General features: G+C 46.7%; 11 protein-coding genes and 3 rRNA genes. 3 read left to right on the top strand and 11 right to left on the bottom strand.

Annotated features, from left to right (window positions below; translation table 11 throughout):
- Nucleotides 1-153: 153 nt before the first annotated feature.
- The 11 genes from rrf to dnaA all read right to left on the bottom strand — a co-directional run bounded on the left by rrf (nt 154) and on the right by dnaA (nt 15,978).
- Nucleotides 154-268, bottom strand: a 5S ribosomal RNA gene (gene rrf, locus CEF20_RS15245).
- Between the two features lie 378 nt (nt 269-646).
- Nucleotides 647-3,580 (bottom strand): 23S ribosomal RNA (locus tag CEF20_RS15240).
- Between the two features lie 166 nt (nt 3,581-3,746).
- Nucleotides 3,747-5,301 (bottom strand): 16S ribosomal RNA (locus tag CEF20_RS15235).
- The 16S, 23S and 5S rRNA genes sit together here, the layout of an rRNA operon.
- A gap of 433 nt (nt 5,302-5,734) precedes the next feature.
- Nucleotides 5,735-6,805, bottom strand: a complete 1,071-nt coding sequence (locus CEF20_RS15230; protein ID WP_100332699.1) for an HD-GYP domain-containing protein — start codon at nt 6,803-6,805, stop codon at nt 5,735-5,737.
- A 128-nt stretch (nt 6,806-6,933) separates the two neighbouring features.
- On the bottom strand, nt 6,934-9,414 hold the full coding sequence (gyrA, locus tag CEF20_RS15225; RefSeq protein ID WP_100332698.1) for a DNA gyrase subunit A: 2,481 nt from the start codon (nt 9,412-9,414) through the stop codon (nt 6,934-6,936).
- Between the two features lie 102 nt (nt 9,415-9,516).
- Entirely contained in the window at nt 9,517-11,442 is a 1,926-nt protein-coding gene (gene gyrB / locus CEF20_RS15220; protein ID WP_100332697.1) for a DNA topoisomerase (ATP-hydrolyzing) subunit B, read from the bottom strand.
- Between the two features lie 61 nt (nt 11,443-11,503).
- Nucleotides 11,504-11,740 carry an extracellular matrix regulator RemB gene (gene remB / locus CEF20_RS15215; RefSeq protein ID WP_100332696.1) on the bottom strand — a complete coding sequence of 79 codons (237 nt, stop codon included), beginning with the start codon at nt 11,738-11,740 and terminating at the stop codon, nt 11,504-11,506.
- 10 nt (nt 11,741-11,750) lie between these two features.
- The gene (gene recF, locus CEF20_RS15210) at nt 11,751-12,869 is read right to left on the bottom strand and encodes a DNA replication/repair protein RecF (RefSeq protein WP_100332695.1); all 1,119 of its coding nucleotides are present in this window, start codon (nt 12,867-12,869) and stop codon (nt 11,751-11,753) included.
- 18 nt (nt 12,870-12,887) lie between these two features.
- On the bottom strand, nt 12,888-13,106 hold the full coding sequence (gene yaaA, locus CEF20_RS15205) for a S4 domain-containing protein YaaA (RefSeq protein WP_100332694.1): 219 nt from the start codon (nt 13,104-13,106) through the stop codon (nt 12,888-12,890).
- 202 nt (nt 13,107-13,308) lie between these two features.
- Nucleotides 13,309-14,445: a DNA polymerase III subunit beta gene (gene dnaN, locus CEF20_RS15200; RefSeq protein WP_100332693.1), complete on the bottom strand. Its 1,137-nt coding sequence runs from the start codon at nt 14,443-14,445 to the stop codon at nt 13,309-13,311.
- A 189-nt stretch (nt 14,446-14,634) separates the two neighbouring features.
- The gene (dnaA, locus tag CEF20_RS15195; RefSeq protein WP_100332692.1) at nt 14,635-15,978 is read right to left on the bottom strand and encodes a chromosomal replication initiator protein DnaA; all 1,344 of its coding nucleotides are present in this window, start codon (nt 15,976-15,978) and stop codon (nt 14,635-14,637) included.
- Between the two features lie 569 nt (nt 15,979-16,547).
- On the opposite strand from dnaA, the gene rpmH reads away from it, so the two are divergent.
- The 3 genes from rpmH (at nt 16,548) to spoIIIJ (ending at nt 17,965) form a co-directional block, all read left to right on the top strand.
- On the top strand, nt 16,548-16,682 hold the full coding sequence (gene rpmH, locus CEF20_RS15190; RefSeq protein ID WP_100332691.1) for a 50S ribosomal protein L34: 135 nt from the start codon (nt 16,548-16,550) through the stop codon (nt 16,680-16,682).
- Nucleotides 16,683-16,759: 77 nt separating this feature from the next.
- Nucleotides 16,760-17,125, top strand: coding sequence for a ribonuclease P protein component (rnpA, locus tag CEF20_RS15185; protein WP_100332690.1), 366 nt, complete (start codon nt 16,760-16,762; stop codon nt 17,123-17,125).
- 93 nt (nt 17,126-17,218) lie between these two features.
- Nucleotides 17,219-17,965, top strand: a complete 747-nt coding sequence (gene spoIIIJ / locus CEF20_RS15180) for a YidC family membrane integrase SpoIIIJ (RefSeq protein ID WP_408607829.1) — start codon at nt 17,219-17,221, stop codon at nt 17,963-17,965.
- Nucleotides 17,966-18,016 lie beyond the last annotated feature (51 nt).

Genomic DNA, 18,016 nt, shown 5'->3' with positions numbered 1-18,016 from the left:
TTGCGAATATTTTTTCTCAACAAGATAATACCAATAATAGGGAGAACTATCAATGATTCATCATCCTTAACCCTTCATCGTACAGATTCAACAGATCGGGCATGTCAATGCGGAATAAAAAAAGAACAGCTTTCGCTGTTCTTTTTCTCGCTTGCCTGGCAGCGTCCTACTCTCACAGGGGAACCCCCCAACTACCATCGGCGCTGAAGAGCTTAACTTCCGTGTTCGGGATGGGAACGGGTGTGACCTCTTCGCTATCGCCACCAGACTGTATAAAGTTTGAAAGAATTGTTCTTTCAAAACTGGATAATATGTTTCAGTAACCGGCAAACCGTGCCATTGTTTGTTTGTGCTGTCCAGCAGAAGGCGCTGAATGAGTGCCTTCCGCTTTTCGTTTTGTCTAGCTGCAGGCGCTAGCGGCTCGAGGTCACAAGCTCATCTGTCTTCAAGGTTCAAAAACAACCTTGCAGTCAGCTGATCTTGTGCTTGTCGCCGCTGGACGAGCGCCTTCCGCTTTTCGTTTTGTCTAGCTGCAGGCGCTAGCGGCTCGAGGTCACAAGCTCATCTGTCTTCAAGGTTCAAAAACAACCTTGCAGTCAGCTGATCTTGTGCTTGTCGCCGCTGGACGAGCGCCTTCCGCTTTTCTTTGGTTAAGTCCTCGATCGATTAGTATTCGTCAGCTTCACGTGTCGCCACGCTTCTACCTCGAACCTATCTACCTGATCATCTTTCAGGGATCTTACTAGCTTGCGCTATGGGAAATCTCATCTTGAGGGGGGCTTCATGCTTAGATGCTTTCAGCACTTATCCCGTCCGCACATAGCTACCCAGCGATGCCTTTGGCAAGACAACTGGTACACCAGCGGTGCGTCCATCCCGGTCCTCTCGTACTAAGGACAGCTCCTCTCAAATTTCCTGCGCCCGCGACGGATAGGGACCGAACTGTCTCACGACGTTCTGAACCCAGCTCGCGTACCGCTTTAATGGGCGAACAGCCCAACCCTTGGGACCGACTACAGCCCCAGGATGCGATGAGCCGACATCGAGGTGCCAAACCTCCCCGTCGATGTGGACTCTTGGGGGAGATAAGCCTGTTATCCCCGGGGTAGCTTTTATCCGTTGAGCGATGGCCCTTCCATGCGGAACCACCGGATCACTAAGCCCGACTTTCGTCCCTGCTCGACTTGTAGGTCTCGCAGTCAAGCTCCCTTGTGCCTTTACACTCTGCGAATGATTTCCAACCATTCTGAGGGAACCTTTGGGCGCCTCCGTTACCTTTTAGGAGGCGACCGCCCCAGTCAAACTGCCCGCCTGACACTGTCTCCCACCCCGATCAGGGGTGCGGGTTAGAAGTTCAACACAGCCAGGGTAGTATCCCACCAGCGCCTCCACCGAAGCTGGCGCTCCGGTTTCAAAGGCTCCTACCTATCCTGTACAAGCTGTGCCGAAATTCAATATCAGGCTGCAGTAAAGCTCCACGGGGTCTTTCCGTCCTGTCGCGGGTAACCTGCATCTTCACAGGTACTATAATTTCACCGAGTCTCTCGTTGAGACAGTGCCCAGATCGTTACGCCTTTCGTGCGGGTCGGAACTTACCCGACAAGGAATTTCGCTACCTTAGGACCGTTATAGTTACGGCCGCCGTTTACTGGGGCTTCAGTTCACACCTTCGCTAATGCTAAGCGCTCCCCTTAACCTTCCAGCACCGGGCAGGCGTCAGCCCCTATACTTCGCCTTACGGCTTCGCAGAGACCTGTGTTTTTGCTAAACAGTCGCCTGGGCCTATTCACTGCGGCTCCTCGAGGCTATTCACCTCAAAGAGCACCCCTTCTCCCGAAGTTACGGGGTCATTTTGCCGAGTTCCTTAACGAGAGTTCACTCGCTCACCTTAGGATTCTCTCCTCGCCTACCTGTGTCGGTTTGCGGTACGGGCACCTGTTACCTCGCTAGAGGCTTTTCTTGGCAGTGTGGAATCAGGAACTTCGGTACTTTATTTCCCTCGCCGTCACAGCTCCGCCTGTATGGTGACGGGATTTGCCTCGTCACCGGCCTAACTGCTTGGACGCGCATATCCAGCCGCGCGCTTGCCCTATCCTCCTGCGTCCCCCCATTGCTCAAATGGTAAAGAGGTGGTACAGGAATATCAACCTGTTCTCCATCGCCTACGCCTGTCGGCCTCGGCTTAGGTCCCGACTAACCCTGAGAGGACGAGCCTTCCTCAGGAAACCTTAGGCATTCGGTGGAAGGGATTCTCACCCTTCTTTCGCTACTCATACCGGCATTCTCACTTCTAAGCGCTCCACCAGTCCTTCCGGTCTGGCTTCTCCGCCCTTAGAACGCTCTCCTACCACGGACACCGATTGGTGTCCATCCGCAGCTTCGGTGATACGTTTAGCCCCGGTACATTTTCGGCGCAGAGTCACTCGACCAGTGAGCTATTACGCACTCTTTAAATGGTGGCTGCTTCTAAGCCAACATCCTGGTTGTCTAAGCAACTCCACATCCTTTTCCACTTAACGTATACTTGGGGACCTTAGCTGGCGGTCTGGGCTGTTTCCCTCTTGACTGCGGATCTTATCACTCGCAGTCTGACTCCCAAGGATAAGTCTTTGGCATTCGGAGTTTGTCTGAATTCGGTAACCCGATGGGGGCCCCTAGTCCAAACAGTGCTCTACCTCCAAGACTCTTCCCTTGAGGCTAGCCCTAAAGCTATTTCGGAGAGAACCAGCTATCTCCAGGTTCGATTGGAATTTCACCGCTACCCACACCTCATCCCCGCACTTTTCAACGTGCGTGGGTTCGGGCCTCCAGTAAGTGTTACCTTACCTTCACCCTGGACATGGGTAGATCACCTGGTTTCGGGTCTGCGACCTCATACTCATTCGCCCTGTTCAGACTCGCTTTCGCTGCGGCTCCGCCTTCTCGGCTTAACCTCGCATGAAATCGCAACTCGCCGGTTCATTCTACAAAAGGCACGCCATCACCCATAAATGGGCTCTGACTACTTGTAGGCACACGGTTTCAGGATCTCTTTCACTCCCCTTCCGGGGTGCTTTTCACCTTTCCCTCACGGTACTGGTTCACTATCGGTCACTAGGGAGTATTTAGCCTTGGGAGATGGTCCTCCCGGATTCCGACGGAATTTCACGTGTTCCGCCGTACTCAGGATCCACTCAGGAGAGAGAGGCATTTCAGCTACAGGATTGTTACCTTCTCTGATGGGCCTTTCCAGACCGCTTCGCTTATGCCGCTCTTTTGTAACTCCATATAGAGTGTCCTACAACCCCAGAAGGCAAGCCTTCTGGTTTGGGCTGTTCCCGTTTCGCTCGCCGCTACTCAGGGAATCGCGTTTGCTTTCTCTTCCTCCAGGTACTGAGATGTTTCAGTTCCCCGGGTGTGCCTTCTCCTGTCCTATGGATTCAGACAGGGATGCTGTTCCATTACGAACAGCGGGTTTCCCCATTCGGAAATCTCCGGATCAAAGCTTACTTACAGCTCCCCGAAGCATATCGGTGTTAGTCCCGTCCTTCATCGGCTCCTAGTGCCAAGGCATCCACCGTGCGCCCTTTCTAACTTAACCTAAAATGGCGATTACTCGGTATTGCTTGGTTACTTTATACGATATTATCCAGTTTTCAAAGAACAATGTTGATCTTTTGAAGGCATTCATCCTTCAAAACTGAACAAAATAAAACGTCACGTTTCGTTGGAGTAAGAACAGCGTTCTTACTTTCCGTTATCCTTAGAAAGGAGGTGATCCAGCCGCACCTTCCGATACGGCTACCTTGTTACGACTTCACCCCAATCATCTGCCCCACCTTAGGCGGCTGGCTCCCGTAAGGGTTACCCCACCGACTTCGGGTGTTGCAAACTCTCGTGGTGTGACGGGCGGTGTGTACAAGGCCCGGGAACGTATTCACCGCGGCATGCTGATCCGCGATTACTAGCGATTCCGGCTTCATGCAGGCGAGTTGCAGCCTGCAATCCGAACTGAGAATGGTTTTATGGGATTGGCTAAACCTCGCGGTCTTGCAGCCCTTTGTACCATCCATTGTAGCACGTGTGTAGCCCAGGTCATAAGGGGCATGATGATTTGACGTCATCCCCACCTTCCTCCGGTTTGTCACCGGCAGTCACCTTAGAGTGCCCAACTGAATGCTGGCAACTAAGATCAAGGGTTGCGCTCGTTGCGGGACTTAACCCAACATCTCACGACACGAGCTGACGACAACCATGCACCACCTGTCACTCTGTCCCCCGAAGGGGAAAGCTCTGTCTCCAGAGCGGTCAGAGGATGTCAAGACCTGGTAAGGTTCTTCGCGTTGCTTCGAATTAAACCACATGCTCCACCGCTTGTGCGGGCCCCCGTCAATTCCTTTGAGTTTCAGCCTTGCGGCCGTACTCCCCAGGCGGAGTGCTTAATGCGTTAGCTGCAGCACTGAAGGGCGGAAACCCTCCAACACTTAGCACTCATCGTTTACGGCGTGGACTACCAGGGTATCTAATCCTGTTCGCTCCCCACGCTTTCGCGCCTCAGCGTCAGTTACAGACCAAAGAGCCGCCTTCGCCACTGGTGTTCCTCCACATCTCTACGCATTTCACCGCTACACGTGGAATTCCGCTCTTCTCTTCTGCACTCAAGTCTTCCAGTTTCCAATGACCCTCCACGGTTGAGCCGTGGGCTTTCACATCAGACTTAAAAGACCGCCTGCGCGCGCTTTACGCCCAATAATTCCGGACAACGCTTGCCACCTACGTATTACCGCGGCTGCTGGCACGTAGTTAGCCGTGGCTTTCTGGTCAGGTACCGTCAAGGTGCCGGCAGTTACTCCGACACTTGTTCTTCCCTGACAACAGAGCTTTACGATCCGAAAACCTTCTTCACTCACGCGGCGTTGCTCCGTCAGACTTTCGTCCATTGCGGAAGATTCCCTACTGCTGCCTCCCGTAGGAGTCTGGGCCGTGTCTCAGTCCCAGTGTGGCCGATCACCCTCTCAGGTCGGCTACGCATCGTCGCCTTGGTGAGCCGTTACCTCACCAACTAGCTAATGCGCCGCGGGTCCATCTGTAAGCGACAGCCGAAGCCGCCTTTCAATCTTCCTTCATGCGAAGAAAGAACTCATCCGGTATTAGCCCCGGTTTCCCGGAGTTATCCCCGTCTTACAGGCAGGTTACCCACGTGTTACTCACCCGTCCGCCGCTGACTTAAGCGAGAGCAAGCTCCCGCTAAGTCCGCTCGACTTGCATGTATTAGGCACGCCGCCAGCGTTCGTCCTGAGCCAGGATCAAACTCTCCGATAAGATTGTTTGCTTAGCTCATAATAATAAATTGAATTAACGTTGACGTTTATTTTGTTCAGTTTTCAATGTTCCATCTGTGTCGCTCTCAAGCGACTTTTATAATATACCATGATAATTAGTTAAGGTCAATAGATTTTTCATTTTTTATCTCTATATAATTTACTGTGAGGCTTTCTCTTCAGAAAGGAAGCGGAAAAACAAAAGGCTAAGCGGGAAATTGCGCTACTTAAACGCCCGATTCATGCCGTCCTGTCCGCTGCAGGTGACAAACATTGCGATGTTAACCCATGTTCTTCTTTTTATCAGCAGGGATTAAAAAATCCCCATTGTTTCAAGACTCACTTTATAAATGCCAACCAGGTCTTCCCGCTCGTCTATCCAATTACAGAACGGCTGCCAAAAGAAGCTTGTTTCGTCTTTTGGCAGACCGCTTTCACCGCACTTCTTTAATATAAAGGTCTCGTCTCTTTTCTAAATCGACTATTGTACTATTTTCATGAATTTGCACTAACGGTCTCGTCGGCTGATTTTGTTTCATAAATAGGATGCTCCCTCTCTGTCCATTAGAAAGCTCCACTTCCGTCCCAGGAGATATTTTGGTAAATAAAGCGGTTAGCGCTTTAACAGCTGTTAAATCGAACTTTCCAAAATAATCTTCTTTCAGCATTTCTAATGCTTTAAACGCCGGGTATCGTTTGTCGGCAGTCGTTTGGGCTGTCATCGCATGAAAAGTGTCGGCTACAGCTATGATTCGAGAAAGAGCATTTACTTGGTCGCCCCGGTCGCCCCGAGGATAGCCGGAGCCATCCAACCGTTCATGATGCTGAAGGATAGCCAGTTTTGCATCTGATTTCAGCAAACTCAGTTCTTTCACCATGTTATAGCTGTAGAGAGGATGCGCCTTGAACTCCTTTGACTCTTGTTTGGCTAACAGGCGCGGATGAAGCTTTGCCAGTCCACAGTCCGCTAACAATCCTGCCAAAGCGGCTTGAATGACCGTGCCTTTTTCATAATGCAGCTGCGAGGCGATCCCCGCGCTTAATAAAGCGGTTGCCAACGGATGATGATAATCGTACGCTTCATTTCCGCATTTATGGAGCTTTATACATAAGTCTGGATTGGCTAATACTTGCTCTAATAAAGGAAGGATCATTTGGCGGACAGCGGGCATCTCTATCCCCATGCCGGATTGCCATTTTTGAAATTCTTTCTTCAATCGTTTTTCTTTCTGATTGAATTGGTCGAAGAAGTCTTCTTCATTTGAAATAACTGGCCGTTCCGTGTTAAATTCTTGCGGCTCCGCATGCTTTTCTTCCCCTGAAAGCTGAAGCACTGGCACTCCTTCGCCTTCCACTTCAATTTCATCAATTAAAAAGGCTTTTAAAAACTGAATATGCCGATTAGTCAGGACCGTGCCTTTGGAAATCAGCGGGCACGATGTTTTTCCCATTACATCTTCTTGAACGATGTATCCTTCCTGCAATTCGTCTATTTTAATATACATAAGGCCTGCCCTCTTTTTTACTCATTATTTTAACAAACAAGTGAGTGGTTATGGAATAAAAAAAGAGCCAAGGCGGTATCTTCACTGAAAAGCAAGCTTTTCAGTGAAGATGCGCTCAGCCGCTTTTTTTACTCAGCCGGGTCCTCCTGCTCCGCCTCTTCTTGAGAAGATTCTTCGTGTTCTTCCTTTTCAATCTTGGCCACAGTGGCGACCGTTTCATTGTCATTGAGGCGAATAAGCTTGACGCCTTGTGTATTGCGGCCGGTGATGGAGATATCGTTCACATCCATGCGAATCAGCACACCGCCAAGCGTGATCAGCATTAAGTCCTCTTGGCCAGTGACTGTTTTAACGGCAACGAGCGGACCATTTTTCTCAGTCAGATTGCATGTGATCAGCCCTTTTCCTCCTCTTGTTTGGATGCGGTATTCGCTTCCCGGTGTGCGCTTGCCATAACCGTTCTCCGTAACAATCAGCACGTAGTCGTTTTCTTGAAGAAGCTCCATGCCCACAACCGCGTCATCCTCGGCAAGTTTAATCCCCTTCACACCGGTTGACACACGCCCCATTTCCCGCACGTCGCTTTCTTTAAAACGGATCATCATCCCTTGTCTCGTACCCATAACAATTTGCTGATGGCCGTCTGTTAAGCGGACAGAAATCAATTCATCATCTTCACGCAAATTAAGGGCGCGTAAGCCGTTTGTTCGAATATTGGCGTAATCCGTCAGTATGGTCCGTTTGACAATCCCGGATTTCGTCGCAAAGAACAGGTATGCATCTTTCACGAACTTTTCTACATGAATCATCGTATTGACCCACTCATCTTTCTCTACCTCCAGCAGATTAATGAGCGGGATGCCTTTCGCTGTTCGGCTAAATTCAGGAATTTGATATCCTTTTAACCGGTATACTTTCCCTTTGTTTGTAAAGAACAAAATCGTGTCGTGAGTGGAAGTAGTCAGCAAATGCTCGACAAAGTCATCTTCATTTGTGCCCATTCCTTGAATCCCGCGGCCCCCGCGTTTTTGGCTGCGGTAAGTAGAGGCTGGCAGCCGCTTCACGTAGCCATTATGCGTAAGTGTCACTACGATTTGCTCCTGCGGAATTAAGTCTTCATCCATGATGCCTTCTACACCGACATCCGAAATTTCAGTTCGGCGCTCATCGTTAAAGCGCGCTTTTATTTCCAGCAGCTCTTCACGGATGATTTCCAATATTTTTTCTTCATCCGCCAAAATTGCCTTTAATTCAGCAATCAATTTTAAAAGATTTTGATATTCTTCTTCGATTTTTTCTCTTTCTAATCCGGTCAAACGCTGCAGGCGCATATCCAGAATAGCTTGTGCCTGCTTTTCAGATAGGGCGAATTGCTCCATCAGCCCGTTTCTGGCGATCTCTGTAGTTTGCGAGCCGCGGATCAGGCTGATAATCTCATCAATATGATCGAGAGCAATTCTGAGTCCTTCTAGAATATGGGCTCTTGCTTCCGCTTTTTTCAGTTCAAATTCTGTTCTGCGGCGAATGATCACCTTTTGATGATTTAAATAATGATACAGGCATTCTTTCAAGTTTAATACTTTCGGCTGATCATCCACGAGCGCTAATAAGTTTATTCCAAAGCTTGTCTGCAAGGCGGTATGCTTGTATAAATTATTTAAAAGCACGTTCGCATTCGTATCTTTGCGGACTTCAATGACGATGCGCATGCCCCTGCGGTCGGATTCATCCCGTAAATCGGTAATGCCGTCAATCCGTTTGTCGCGAACCATCTCAGCGATTTTTTCGATTAATTTCGCTTTATTGACTTGGTAAGGAAGCTCGCTAACTATGATCGTTTCCTTTCCGCTTGGCTTTTGCTCGATTTCTACTTTGGCGCGGATTACCAGCGAGCCTTTGCCAGTTTCGTAGGCGCGCCGAATGCCGCTTCTGCCCATGATGATTCCGGCTGTCGGAAAGTCAGGTCCCGGAATGTATTCCATCAGTTCATCAATTCCGATTTCGGAATTTTTGCTGAGTGCGATAATGGCGTCTATGACTTCCCCGAGCTGATGGGGAGGGATGTTCGTGGCCATCCCGACAGCAATACCCGAAGTTCCGTTGACAAGCAGGTTAGGGAATCTGGCAGGCAAAACAGCCGGTTCCTTTTCCGAGCCGTCATAGTTATCTTTGTAATCAATCGTGTCCTTGTTAATGTCTCTTAATAATTCCATGGAAATCTTTGACATGCGCGCTTCTGTGTAACGCATGGCTGCCGCTGCGTCTCCATCAACAGATCCAAAGTTTCCATGTCCGTCCACCAGCATATAGCGATAGTTAAAGTCCTGTGCCATCCGCACCATCGTGTCATATACTGCCGAATCTCCATGAGGATGATATTTACCAATTACTTCGCCGACGATACGGGCGGATTTTTTGTAGGCTTTATCAGCTGTCATGCCAAGATCGTTCATCGCATACAAAATCCGGCGATGAACAGGCTTTAAACCATCACGGACATCCGGCAATGCTCGAGCGACAATGACGCTCATCGCATAATCCAAAAAGGACGAGCGCATTTCCTGGCTAATATTGATCTCTTTCACTTGAGAATTGGGCGTTTCAGCCATTTTCCAAGACCTCCTTTTAACGAACCACATCTTTTTAAAAAAAGACAGTCAGGATAGATGGTCTCTATCCTGATGTAGGGTAACCGGCTGATGTTGCCGTCATTAAATATCTAAGTTTTTCACATAAAGAGCATTTTCTTCGATAAATTGACGGCGAGGCTCTACTCGATCTCCCATCAAAATTTCAAAGGTTTCATCTGCATCAATTGCATCCTCCAGGCTAACCTGCAGCAGCGTTCTCGTTTCAGGATTCATCGTTGTCTCCCAAAGCTGCTCAGGATTCATCTCTCCCAGACCTTTATACCGTTGAATTCCCGGCTTTGTATTAGCCGGAAGTTCGGCAAGGATTCCCTCCAGCTGACGGTCATTGTAGGCATACTCTATCTTCTTTCCTGCCGTCACCTTGTACAAAGGCGGCTGTGCGATGTACACATAGCCCGCTTCTATTAATTGTCTCATGTAGCGGAAGAAGAAGGTTAGCAAAAGCGTGCGAATATGCGCCCCGTCCACATCGGCATCCGTCATAATGACAAGCTTATGGTAGCGGGCTTTCGAGATATCAAACTCTTCTCCGATGCCCGTTCCAAGAGCGGTGATAATGGTGCGAATTTCATTGTTGGAGAGAATTTTATCCAGACGGGCTTTTTCTACGTTAATAATTTTTCCGCGCAATGGCAAAATGGCTTGAAAGTGGCGGTCACGGCCTTGCTTGGCTGATCCGCCGGCCGAGTCTCCCTCCACCACATAAATCTCGCTGATTTCAGGATCGCGCGAGGAACAGTCCGCCAGCTTCCCCGGCAGGCTGGAAACTTCTAAAGCGCTCTTTCTGCGCGTTAATTCACGCGCCTTCTTCGCTGCTAATCTAGCTCGCGCGGCCATTTGCCCTTTATCGATAATTTTGCGGGCAACTGCAGGATTCTCAAGCAAAAACGTTTCAAAACGATCGGCAAACACGGCATCGGTCACTGCGCGAGCTTCGGAGTTGCCCAACTTCGTTTTCGTTTGCCCTTCAAATTGCGGATCCGGATGCTTGATCGACACGATAGCCGTCAATCCTTCCCGAACATCCTCCCCTGAAAGATTCGGATCCGATTCTTTCAGCAAACCGTTTTTGCGGGCATAATCGTTAATCACTCTTGTTAGAGCGGTTTTGAAGCCTGATTCATGCGTCCCGCCTTCATACGTGTGAATATTATTGGCAAAGGAAAAAATATTGCTGGAAAACCCTTCGTTATATTGCAAGGCAATTTCCACAGATATGCCTTCTTTCTCTCCTTCCATATAAATCGGATCGCTGTGAATGACTTCCTTCGTGCGGTTTAAATGTTGAACATAGGATTTAATTCCGCCTTCGTAGTGATATTCGTTTTTCTTGCCTTCCTCGCGCTTATCTTCAATGATAATATGAATCCCTTTATTCAAGAAGGCCAGCTCGCGGAGGCGATTGGCTAATGTGTCATATTCATACACTAACGTTTCCGTAAAAATCTCCGGATCCGGCCGGAAATGAATGGTTGTTCCAGTGCGGTCTGTTTCGCCGATTACTTTTAAATCGGCTTCCGGTACTCCCCGTCTATAAGATTGGTAGTGAATTTTGCCGTTGAGATGGACATATACCTCTAACTGAGTGGAAAGAGCATTCACGACCGAAGCCCCTACTCCATGAAGACCGCCGGATACTTTGTATCCGCCTCCGCCAAATTTACCGCCGGCATGAAGCACCGTTAAAATGACTTCTACAGCCGGACGCCCCATCTTTTCTTGAATACCGACCGGAATACCACGCCCGTTATCCTGAACGGTTATGCTGTTATCTTCTTCTATTGTCACGATAATTTTATCGCAATAGCCTGCGAGTGCTTCGTCAATACTGTTATCTACAATTTCCCAAACGAGATGATGAAGCCCTTTGCCGCTTGTTGAGCCGATATACATTCCCGGCCGCTTCCGCACAGCTTCCAGACCTTCCAACACTTGTATTTGATTCTCGTCATAAGAAGACTGGTTCGTTTTGTTTGGCTGTTCCATAGTCAAATCCGTTCACCTGCTCTTTCTCCATAATTCCGTTTCAAAATGGCTTCCGTTCTGTTTAGAAATAATGGTCATCTATCCGTTTTTTTAAAGTGCTTGATGAAAATGGCGAGAGGTATAATGTATTTTCAGTAACGACAACAGATTTATAGCCGCCGCTTTCCAGCAAAGCAACAGAACTGGCATGAACACTCCTTGCCGCTTGATCAGAAGATAAATCAATTCTTCCTTTCGCCATGATCGCTACAATATCAGCTGCCAAAAGCATAATCGATTCTCCAATATAAACATACATGCCTCAGCCCTCACCTTATTTGTGACATCATGCCGGCCTCCACAGTAAACGTGGAGGCTTCCTTGAGCGTTTGGTGGTTAATTCCTTCTGTGCTTGTTGTTGTAACAAAGGTTTGAACCTTTCCTTGAATGGTATTTAATAAATGGGACTGGCGGTAATCATCCAACTCTGAGAGGACATCGTCTAATAAAAGAATGGGATATTCCTTGATTTCAGAATGAATCAATTCAATTTCCGCTAATTTAACAGACAAGGCTGTTGTTCGCTGCTGTCCTTGCGATCCAAAAGTTTGGACGTTTTTTCCATTCACTTGGAAAACTAAATCGTCACGATGGGGTCCGCTCATCGTGACGCCTCGTTCAACTTCTTTTTTTCTCTGAGAATGATATTTCTCTTCATACGCGCTGACCATTTTCGTCCAGTCATCATCAGCCCCCACAGCAACTGATGATTCGTAGGTGATCTCCAGCTGCTCTATTCCCCGAGAAATACCCGAATGAATAGAGCGGGCCCACTCCTGAAGCAAGGAAATAAAATCAAATCTTTTTTGGATAATCTTCACGGCCAGTTGAATTAACTGATCGGTCAGCACATCCAGCATCGTATAATCGGTTGTCTTTTGTGCTTGCAGCTGCTTTAAATAGTGATTGCGCTGCTGCAGCACTTTATGATACTGGCTAATATCGTATAGATAAACGGGGGATACTTGTCCAATTTCCATATCTATAAAGCGCCTTCTGACTTGAGGATTCCCCTTTACGAGGTTGAGGTCTTCAGGCGCAAACATCACTACATTCATGTTTCCAATATATTGGCTTAAGCGCTTCTGCTCCAAATGATTGCACTTAGCCTTTTTGCCTTTTTTGGAAATAAGCAATTCCAGCGGCACCGAGCCCTTTGCTTTCTCAACTCTTCCTTTTATTTTAGCATAGTCCGCGTCCCAGCGAATTAAATCTTTGTCATTGGAGGTCCGGTGGGATTTTGCCATTGCGAGCACATAAATAGATTCCATTACATTGGTTTTTCCTTGGGCGTTTTCTCCGAGAATGACATTGACTTTATTCTCGAATTCAACATCCAGATCAAGATAATTTCTATAATTTTCTAGAGACAGCTCTGTAATGTGCATGCAAAACACCCTTTTATTTTATGAATCTGCAACAATGAAGCTGCCGGTACCTGGAATGTCCACCCGGTCTCCAGCCCGCAGTTTTCTTCCCCGCCGCTGATCAGGCTCGCCATTGACCAGTACTTCATGCTCACTTAAAAACCATTTGGCCATCCCGCCTGTTTGAATGACCTCAGCGAGTTTTAAAAACTGACCGAGCGCTATATGCTCCGTCTCAATCATCACTTTTTTAACCATTTTTTCTCACTGCTTTCGATTGAATTCTCTAATTCTTTATTTTACTAAACTTTTCACGTGAACACAAAGATAGAAAAACCCAGGAGCCTTGTTTTATCCTGCGCCCCTTAAAAAAAGTTTTTTTCCATGTAAAGAAGGCTGTCCATCACAGGAAACAGCCTCTTTGTTGTATCAATTTCTATTGTTTACCATTTAGGAGGGATTAATACGTTCTTACCGGCAGAATTAATTGCAAAGTAGAGTCGTCATGCATAGGGCGAATGACGAACGGTCTCATTGCCCCGGTAAATTGGATATTAATCTCTGTGCCTTCCAGCGCTTTTAACGCATCCATCATATATTTGGCACTGAAGGAAATTTTTAAATCTTCCCCTTCCACCGCTTCACTTTTCACCTGCTCTGTCACCTTTCCAATTTCGGGTGAATTCGAGGTGATTTCAATCATGTCTTCCCCAATCAGCGACAGTTTCACCACATTATTCCGTCCTTCTCTTGCCAGCAAGGAAGCCCGGTCAATTGCTTGCAAAAACTCTTTGGCGTGTAATTCTATCTTGGTTTTGCTTTCAGCAGGGATTAAACGGCTTGTATCAGGGTAGTTTCCCTCCAGCAATCTGGAATAAAACAATAAGTGCTTCGCTCTAAATAGAATTTGATTTTCCGTGATCACGATTTCCACGCCTTCTTGGCTGTCATCCAAAATTTTGCTTAACTCGCTTAAGCTTTTCCCAGGAATAACAACATTGTATGCAGCGCTTGAGTCCGTGTCGATCGCCGCTTTGCGAAGAGCCAATCGGTGACTATCCGTCGCCACACATGTTAACATTCCGTTTTCAACCCGCCAGTTGACACCTGTCAAGATCGGGCGTGTTTCTGAGGTGGACACAGCGAAAACCGTTTGTCTGATTAGCGCTTTCAGCAAGTCCGTCGGCAGCTGAAACACCTCTTCTTCTTCAATTTGCGGCAAATGCGGATATTCATCCGGATCGAGACCGTTTAAATTGAACTCCGCTTGTCCGGAACGAATCACCGTTTGAAAAGAAGACAATACTTCAAGCTCAATGGTTTCTGAAGGCAGCTTTTTCACAATTTCATTAAAAAAACGGGCGTTTAGCACAATCGAACCTGGCTGCTGAATGTCAGCAAGCACCATTTCATCCTCTTCTCGGGGAATAAAGGATTCAATAGAAATGTCTGAATCGCTTCCCGTCAGCTTAATTCCTTCCGTTCCTGCATCAATTTTAATTCCTGTCAAAATCGGAATCGTTGTTCTGGAGCTGATCGCTTTCAATACATCCTGTACGCTTTGAGCTAATCGGTCTTTTTGGATTGAAAATTTCATTTTGTTCTCCCTTCGATTTTCTGGAATAAAGATTTTCTTTGCTGCATATATTATTATTTAGTATTTAAAAAAATAGTAGTAGTACTAGTAGGGCGCGTGAATATGTGGATAACCCTGAGAAAGAACGTAAAGACAGTCTATCCACATGTGGACAGACTGTTTATAAACCCATGGAAGTTATGCACATTATTAAGATTTTAAAATGCCTTGGATTTCTTTAATGTTATGCTGCAGCTCATTGTCGGTTTCAAGCAGCTTAGAAATTTTTTCGTGAGCATGGATAACCGTGGTGTGGTCACGGCCTCCAAATTCTTCTCCGATTTTTGGCAGAGAAAAGTCGGTCATCTCTCTGGATAAGTACATGGCGATTTGTCTAGGAAACGCGATCGATTTGGTTCGTTTTTTCGCCTTAAAATCTTCAAGCTTAATATTATAGTGTTCACCAACCACTTTTTGAATCTCTTGGATGGTGATCGTTTTGGGCTTGGAGCTTGGAATAATATCCTTCAATGCTTCCGCAGCAAGATCGGCGTTGATATCTTTGTTAATCAGCGACGAATAAGCTACGACGCGAATCAGTGCGCCTTCAAGCTCACGAATGTTCGTGTCAATTTGATTGGCGATATACAGCATGACCTCGTTCGGAATATCCAAGTTCTCCGCTTTCGCTTTTTTGCGCAAAATAGCGATCCGCGTTTCTAAATCAGGCGGAGTGATATCGGTGATTAACCCCCATTCAAAGCGTGAACGAAGACGATCCTCAAGCGTAGGAATTTCCTTTGGCGGCCGGTCGCTGGAGATGATGATTTGCTTGCTTTCCTCATGCAGCGTGTTGAACGTATGGAAAAATTCCTCCTGCGTTTGTTCTTTGCCGGCGAGAAATTGAATATCATCAATCAGCAGCACATCTACATTGCGGTAGCGGTTGCGGAAGTCTACGGCTTTGTTATCCCTGATGGAGTTGATGAATTCATTGGTGAATTTTTCAGATGACAAATAAACCACTTTGGCTCCAGGGTTGTGCTCGATCACATAGTGGCCGATTGCATGCATCAAGTGAGTCTTCCCCAGTCCCACTCCCCCATAAATAAAAAGTGGATTATAGGCTTTAGCCGGCGCTTCAGCCACAGCTAGGGAAGCGGCATGAGCGAAACGGTTGCCGGATCCGATCACAAACGTGTCAAACGTATATCGCGGATTCAGCATACTTTGCGGAAATTCATGAGAATCTTCTTTCTTCGGACGTTTTTTGGGCTGAGGGGGCTCGTACTCTTCCATCGTCTGTTCTTCGGGAATAATAAATTTAACGGCCAGCTGTTCACCAGTGATTTCGCCTAGAACTCCGGAAATGAGCTGAGAGTAATGTCCTTCCAGCCAGTCTCTCGCAAAATCATTTGGAGCAGCGATCGTTATGGAATTGCCTTGCAAGGAATAAGCTTTCGTCGATTTCAGCCATGTATCAAAGCTCGGTTTGCTGATTTTGCTTTCAATGCTGGCCAGAACTTTGTTCCAAAGATCCTCGATATTTTCCATTAGGCCTCCTCCTTTTTTTATTTTGTACAACTTTTGTATACATATTTCTTCTGAAACTTATGTTTATGCATCCACTTGAATGTGATTAAATATATAATAAAGAAGAAAATAGTTTTTCGACATGATTAACAGGCTGTGGACAAGTTTTATCCGGAGGCCTGAACATCTTTTCCACAAACTATTCACAACCTGTGGATAAATAAACAGAGAAGATAATTCATTCAGAGTAAAAACAAAATAATAATATCAGATAATCATAGTAGTTGCAATGCATTTTAAAAATTATCCACAGATGCTTCCACTTGTGTAAATAACTTGTCCACAAGAGGGGAAATGTGAAAAAGCTGTCAATAAGCGTTGTGGATAATCACAAAAGCTGTCGAAAACTATCCACAGTTGTACAAATACGGCGAAAAAACAGGCAAAAAGGTTCACGGCAGCGGCTGCTGTTCTCTCCGGGGAAAAAGGAAAGCAAGGAAAGAGGTTGACAGATTAGAACATCATCTTTATAATCAAAAAGACTGTCTCAAACGAATAATTTTACCGATCCTTTAGGGAGGTGTTTCATAATGAAAAGAACGTTCCAACCAAATAAACGCAAAAGAAGTAAAGTTCACGGTTTTCGCAGCCGCATGAGTTCAAAGAACGGCCGTCGTGTGCTAGCTCGTCGTCGTGCGAAAGGAAGAAAAGTATTATCTGCATAGGCCACTGAAAAATCTCAGTGGTCTTTTTTTCTAATAAAAGCAAGATTCCATATAATGTTCGAGCAGGTGAACGGCGAATGAGAAAAACATTTCGAATCAAAAAAAACAGCGAATTTCAATCCGTTTTCAAAGGCGGAAAGTCATTTGCTAATCGGCAGTTTGTCGTGTATCTGTATAAAAGGGAAAATCAAGTTCCGTTTCGGATAGGATTGTCCGTGAGCAAAAAAATCGGCAATGCGGTGACGCGCAACCAAATTAAACGCTATATTCGGCAGAGCTTTACAGAGCTGAAGGAGCGCATTCAGCCGGGACATGATTTTGTAATTATTGCAAGAAAGCCGGCGGCGGAAATGACGTGCAAAGAGGTTAAAAACAGCCTGATCCATGTCTTAAAGCGAGCGAAAGTGCTCCGTTTGCATGATAAAAATGAAAAAAGTGAATAGACTAGATTGAATAAAGAAACACGAGGAGACAGATCTTGCTGATCGTCATCTCCAACAATCGTCGACAGGGGGAATAAAAGGTTGAGAAGAAAGATGGCAACCCTAGTATTCTTGGCGGCCGCCATGATGCTGCTGTCCGGGTGTACCGAAGTTAACAAAGAAATTAATGCTGACAGCGAAGGGTATTGGAATGAGTATGTCGTTTATCCGTTTTCACAAGTCATTGTGAAGACAGCGGAACTGGTCGGGAGTTACGGCTGGGCGATTGTAATCGTCACCATTATCATCCGTTTCATTATTCTGCCGCTTATGATTAAATCGACGAAGAATATGAAAGAGATGAGAAAGCTTCAGCCGGAAATGCAGAAAATTAAAGAGAAGTACAAATCAAAGGATGCCGTCACGCAGCAGAAAATGCAGCAAGAAACAATGGCGCTTTTTCAAAAGCATGGCGTTAATCCGCTGGCGGGCTGTTTGCCGCTGCTGATTCAGATGCCGATCATTTTTGGATTCTATCAAGCCATTATGAGGACAGAAGCGATCAAAGAAGATACTTTCTTATGGTTTGATCTCGGTTCGCCGGATCCTTACTTTCTGCTGCCGCTGATTGCGGGCGCGACGACCTTCCTTCAGCAAAAAATCACGATGGCAGACATGACAAGCCAGAATCCGCAAATGGCCATGATGCTGTGGCTGATGCCGATCATGATCATCATCTTTGCCGTCAATTTACCGGCGGCCCTTTCCCTTTACTGGGTAGTCGGAAACATTTTTATGATTATCCAAACAGTCATTATTAATAGAAAATATGACAATGAAGCTTCTTTAGAGAATCAGTGAGAAAACATTTGGTCGGACAAGCAAAAGCATCCCGGGATAATTGAGAACCGG

It is taken from the genome of Bacillus xiapuensis (assembly GCF_002797355.1).
GTDB classification, from domain to species: Bacteria; Bacillota; Bacilli; order Bacillales; family Domibacillaceae; genus Bacillus_CE; species Bacillus_CE xiapuensis.
This window is presented reverse-complemented; position numbering and strand designations above follow the sequence as displayed.

What these genes read in the sequence shown, in the direction of transcription:
- CEF20_RS15230 (WP_100332699.1), bottom strand. Translation starts at nt 6,805, where the DNA reads ATGTATATTAAAATAGACGAATTGCAGGAAGGATACATCGTTCAAGAA.
- gyrA (WP_100332698.1), bottom strand. Translation starts at nt 9,414, where the DNA reads ATGGCTGAAACGCCCAATTCTCAAGTGAAAGAGATCAATATTAGCCAG.
- gyrB (WP_100332697.1), bottom strand. Translation starts at nt 11,442, where the DNA reads ATGGAACAGCCAAACAAAACGAACCAGTCTTCTTATGACGAGAATCAA.
- remB (WP_100332696.1), bottom strand. Translation starts at nt 11,740, where the DNA reads ATGTATGTTTATATTGGAGAATCGATTATGCTTTTGGCAGCTGATATT.
- recF (WP_100332695.1), bottom strand. Translation starts at nt 12,869, where the DNA reads ATGCACATTACAGAGCTGTCTCTAGAAAATTATAGAAATTATCTTGAT.
- yaaA (WP_100332694.1), bottom strand. Translation starts at nt 13,106, where the DNA reads ATGGTTAAAAAAGTGATGATTGAGACGGAGCATATAGCGCTCGGTCAG.
- dnaN (WP_100332693.1), bottom strand. Translation starts at nt 14,445, where the DNA reads ATGAAATTTTCAATCCAAAAAGACCGATTAGCTCAAAGCGTACAGGAT.
- dnaA (WP_100332692.1), bottom strand. Translation starts at nt 15,978, where the DNA reads ATGGAAAATATCGAGGATCTTTGGAACAAAGTTCTGGCCAGCATTGAA.
- rpmH (WP_100332691.1), top strand. Translation starts at nt 16,548, where the DNA reads ATGAAAAGAACGTTCCAACCAAATAAACGCAAAAGAAGTAAAGTTCAC.
- rnpA (WP_100332690.1), top strand. Translation starts at nt 16,760, where the DNA reads ATGAGAAAAACATTTCGAATCAAAAAAAACAGCGAATTTCAATCCGTT.
- spoIIIJ (WP_408607829.1), top strand. Translation starts at nt 17,219, where the DNA reads ATGGCAACCCTAGTATTCTTGGCGGCCGCCATGATGCTGCTGTCCGGG.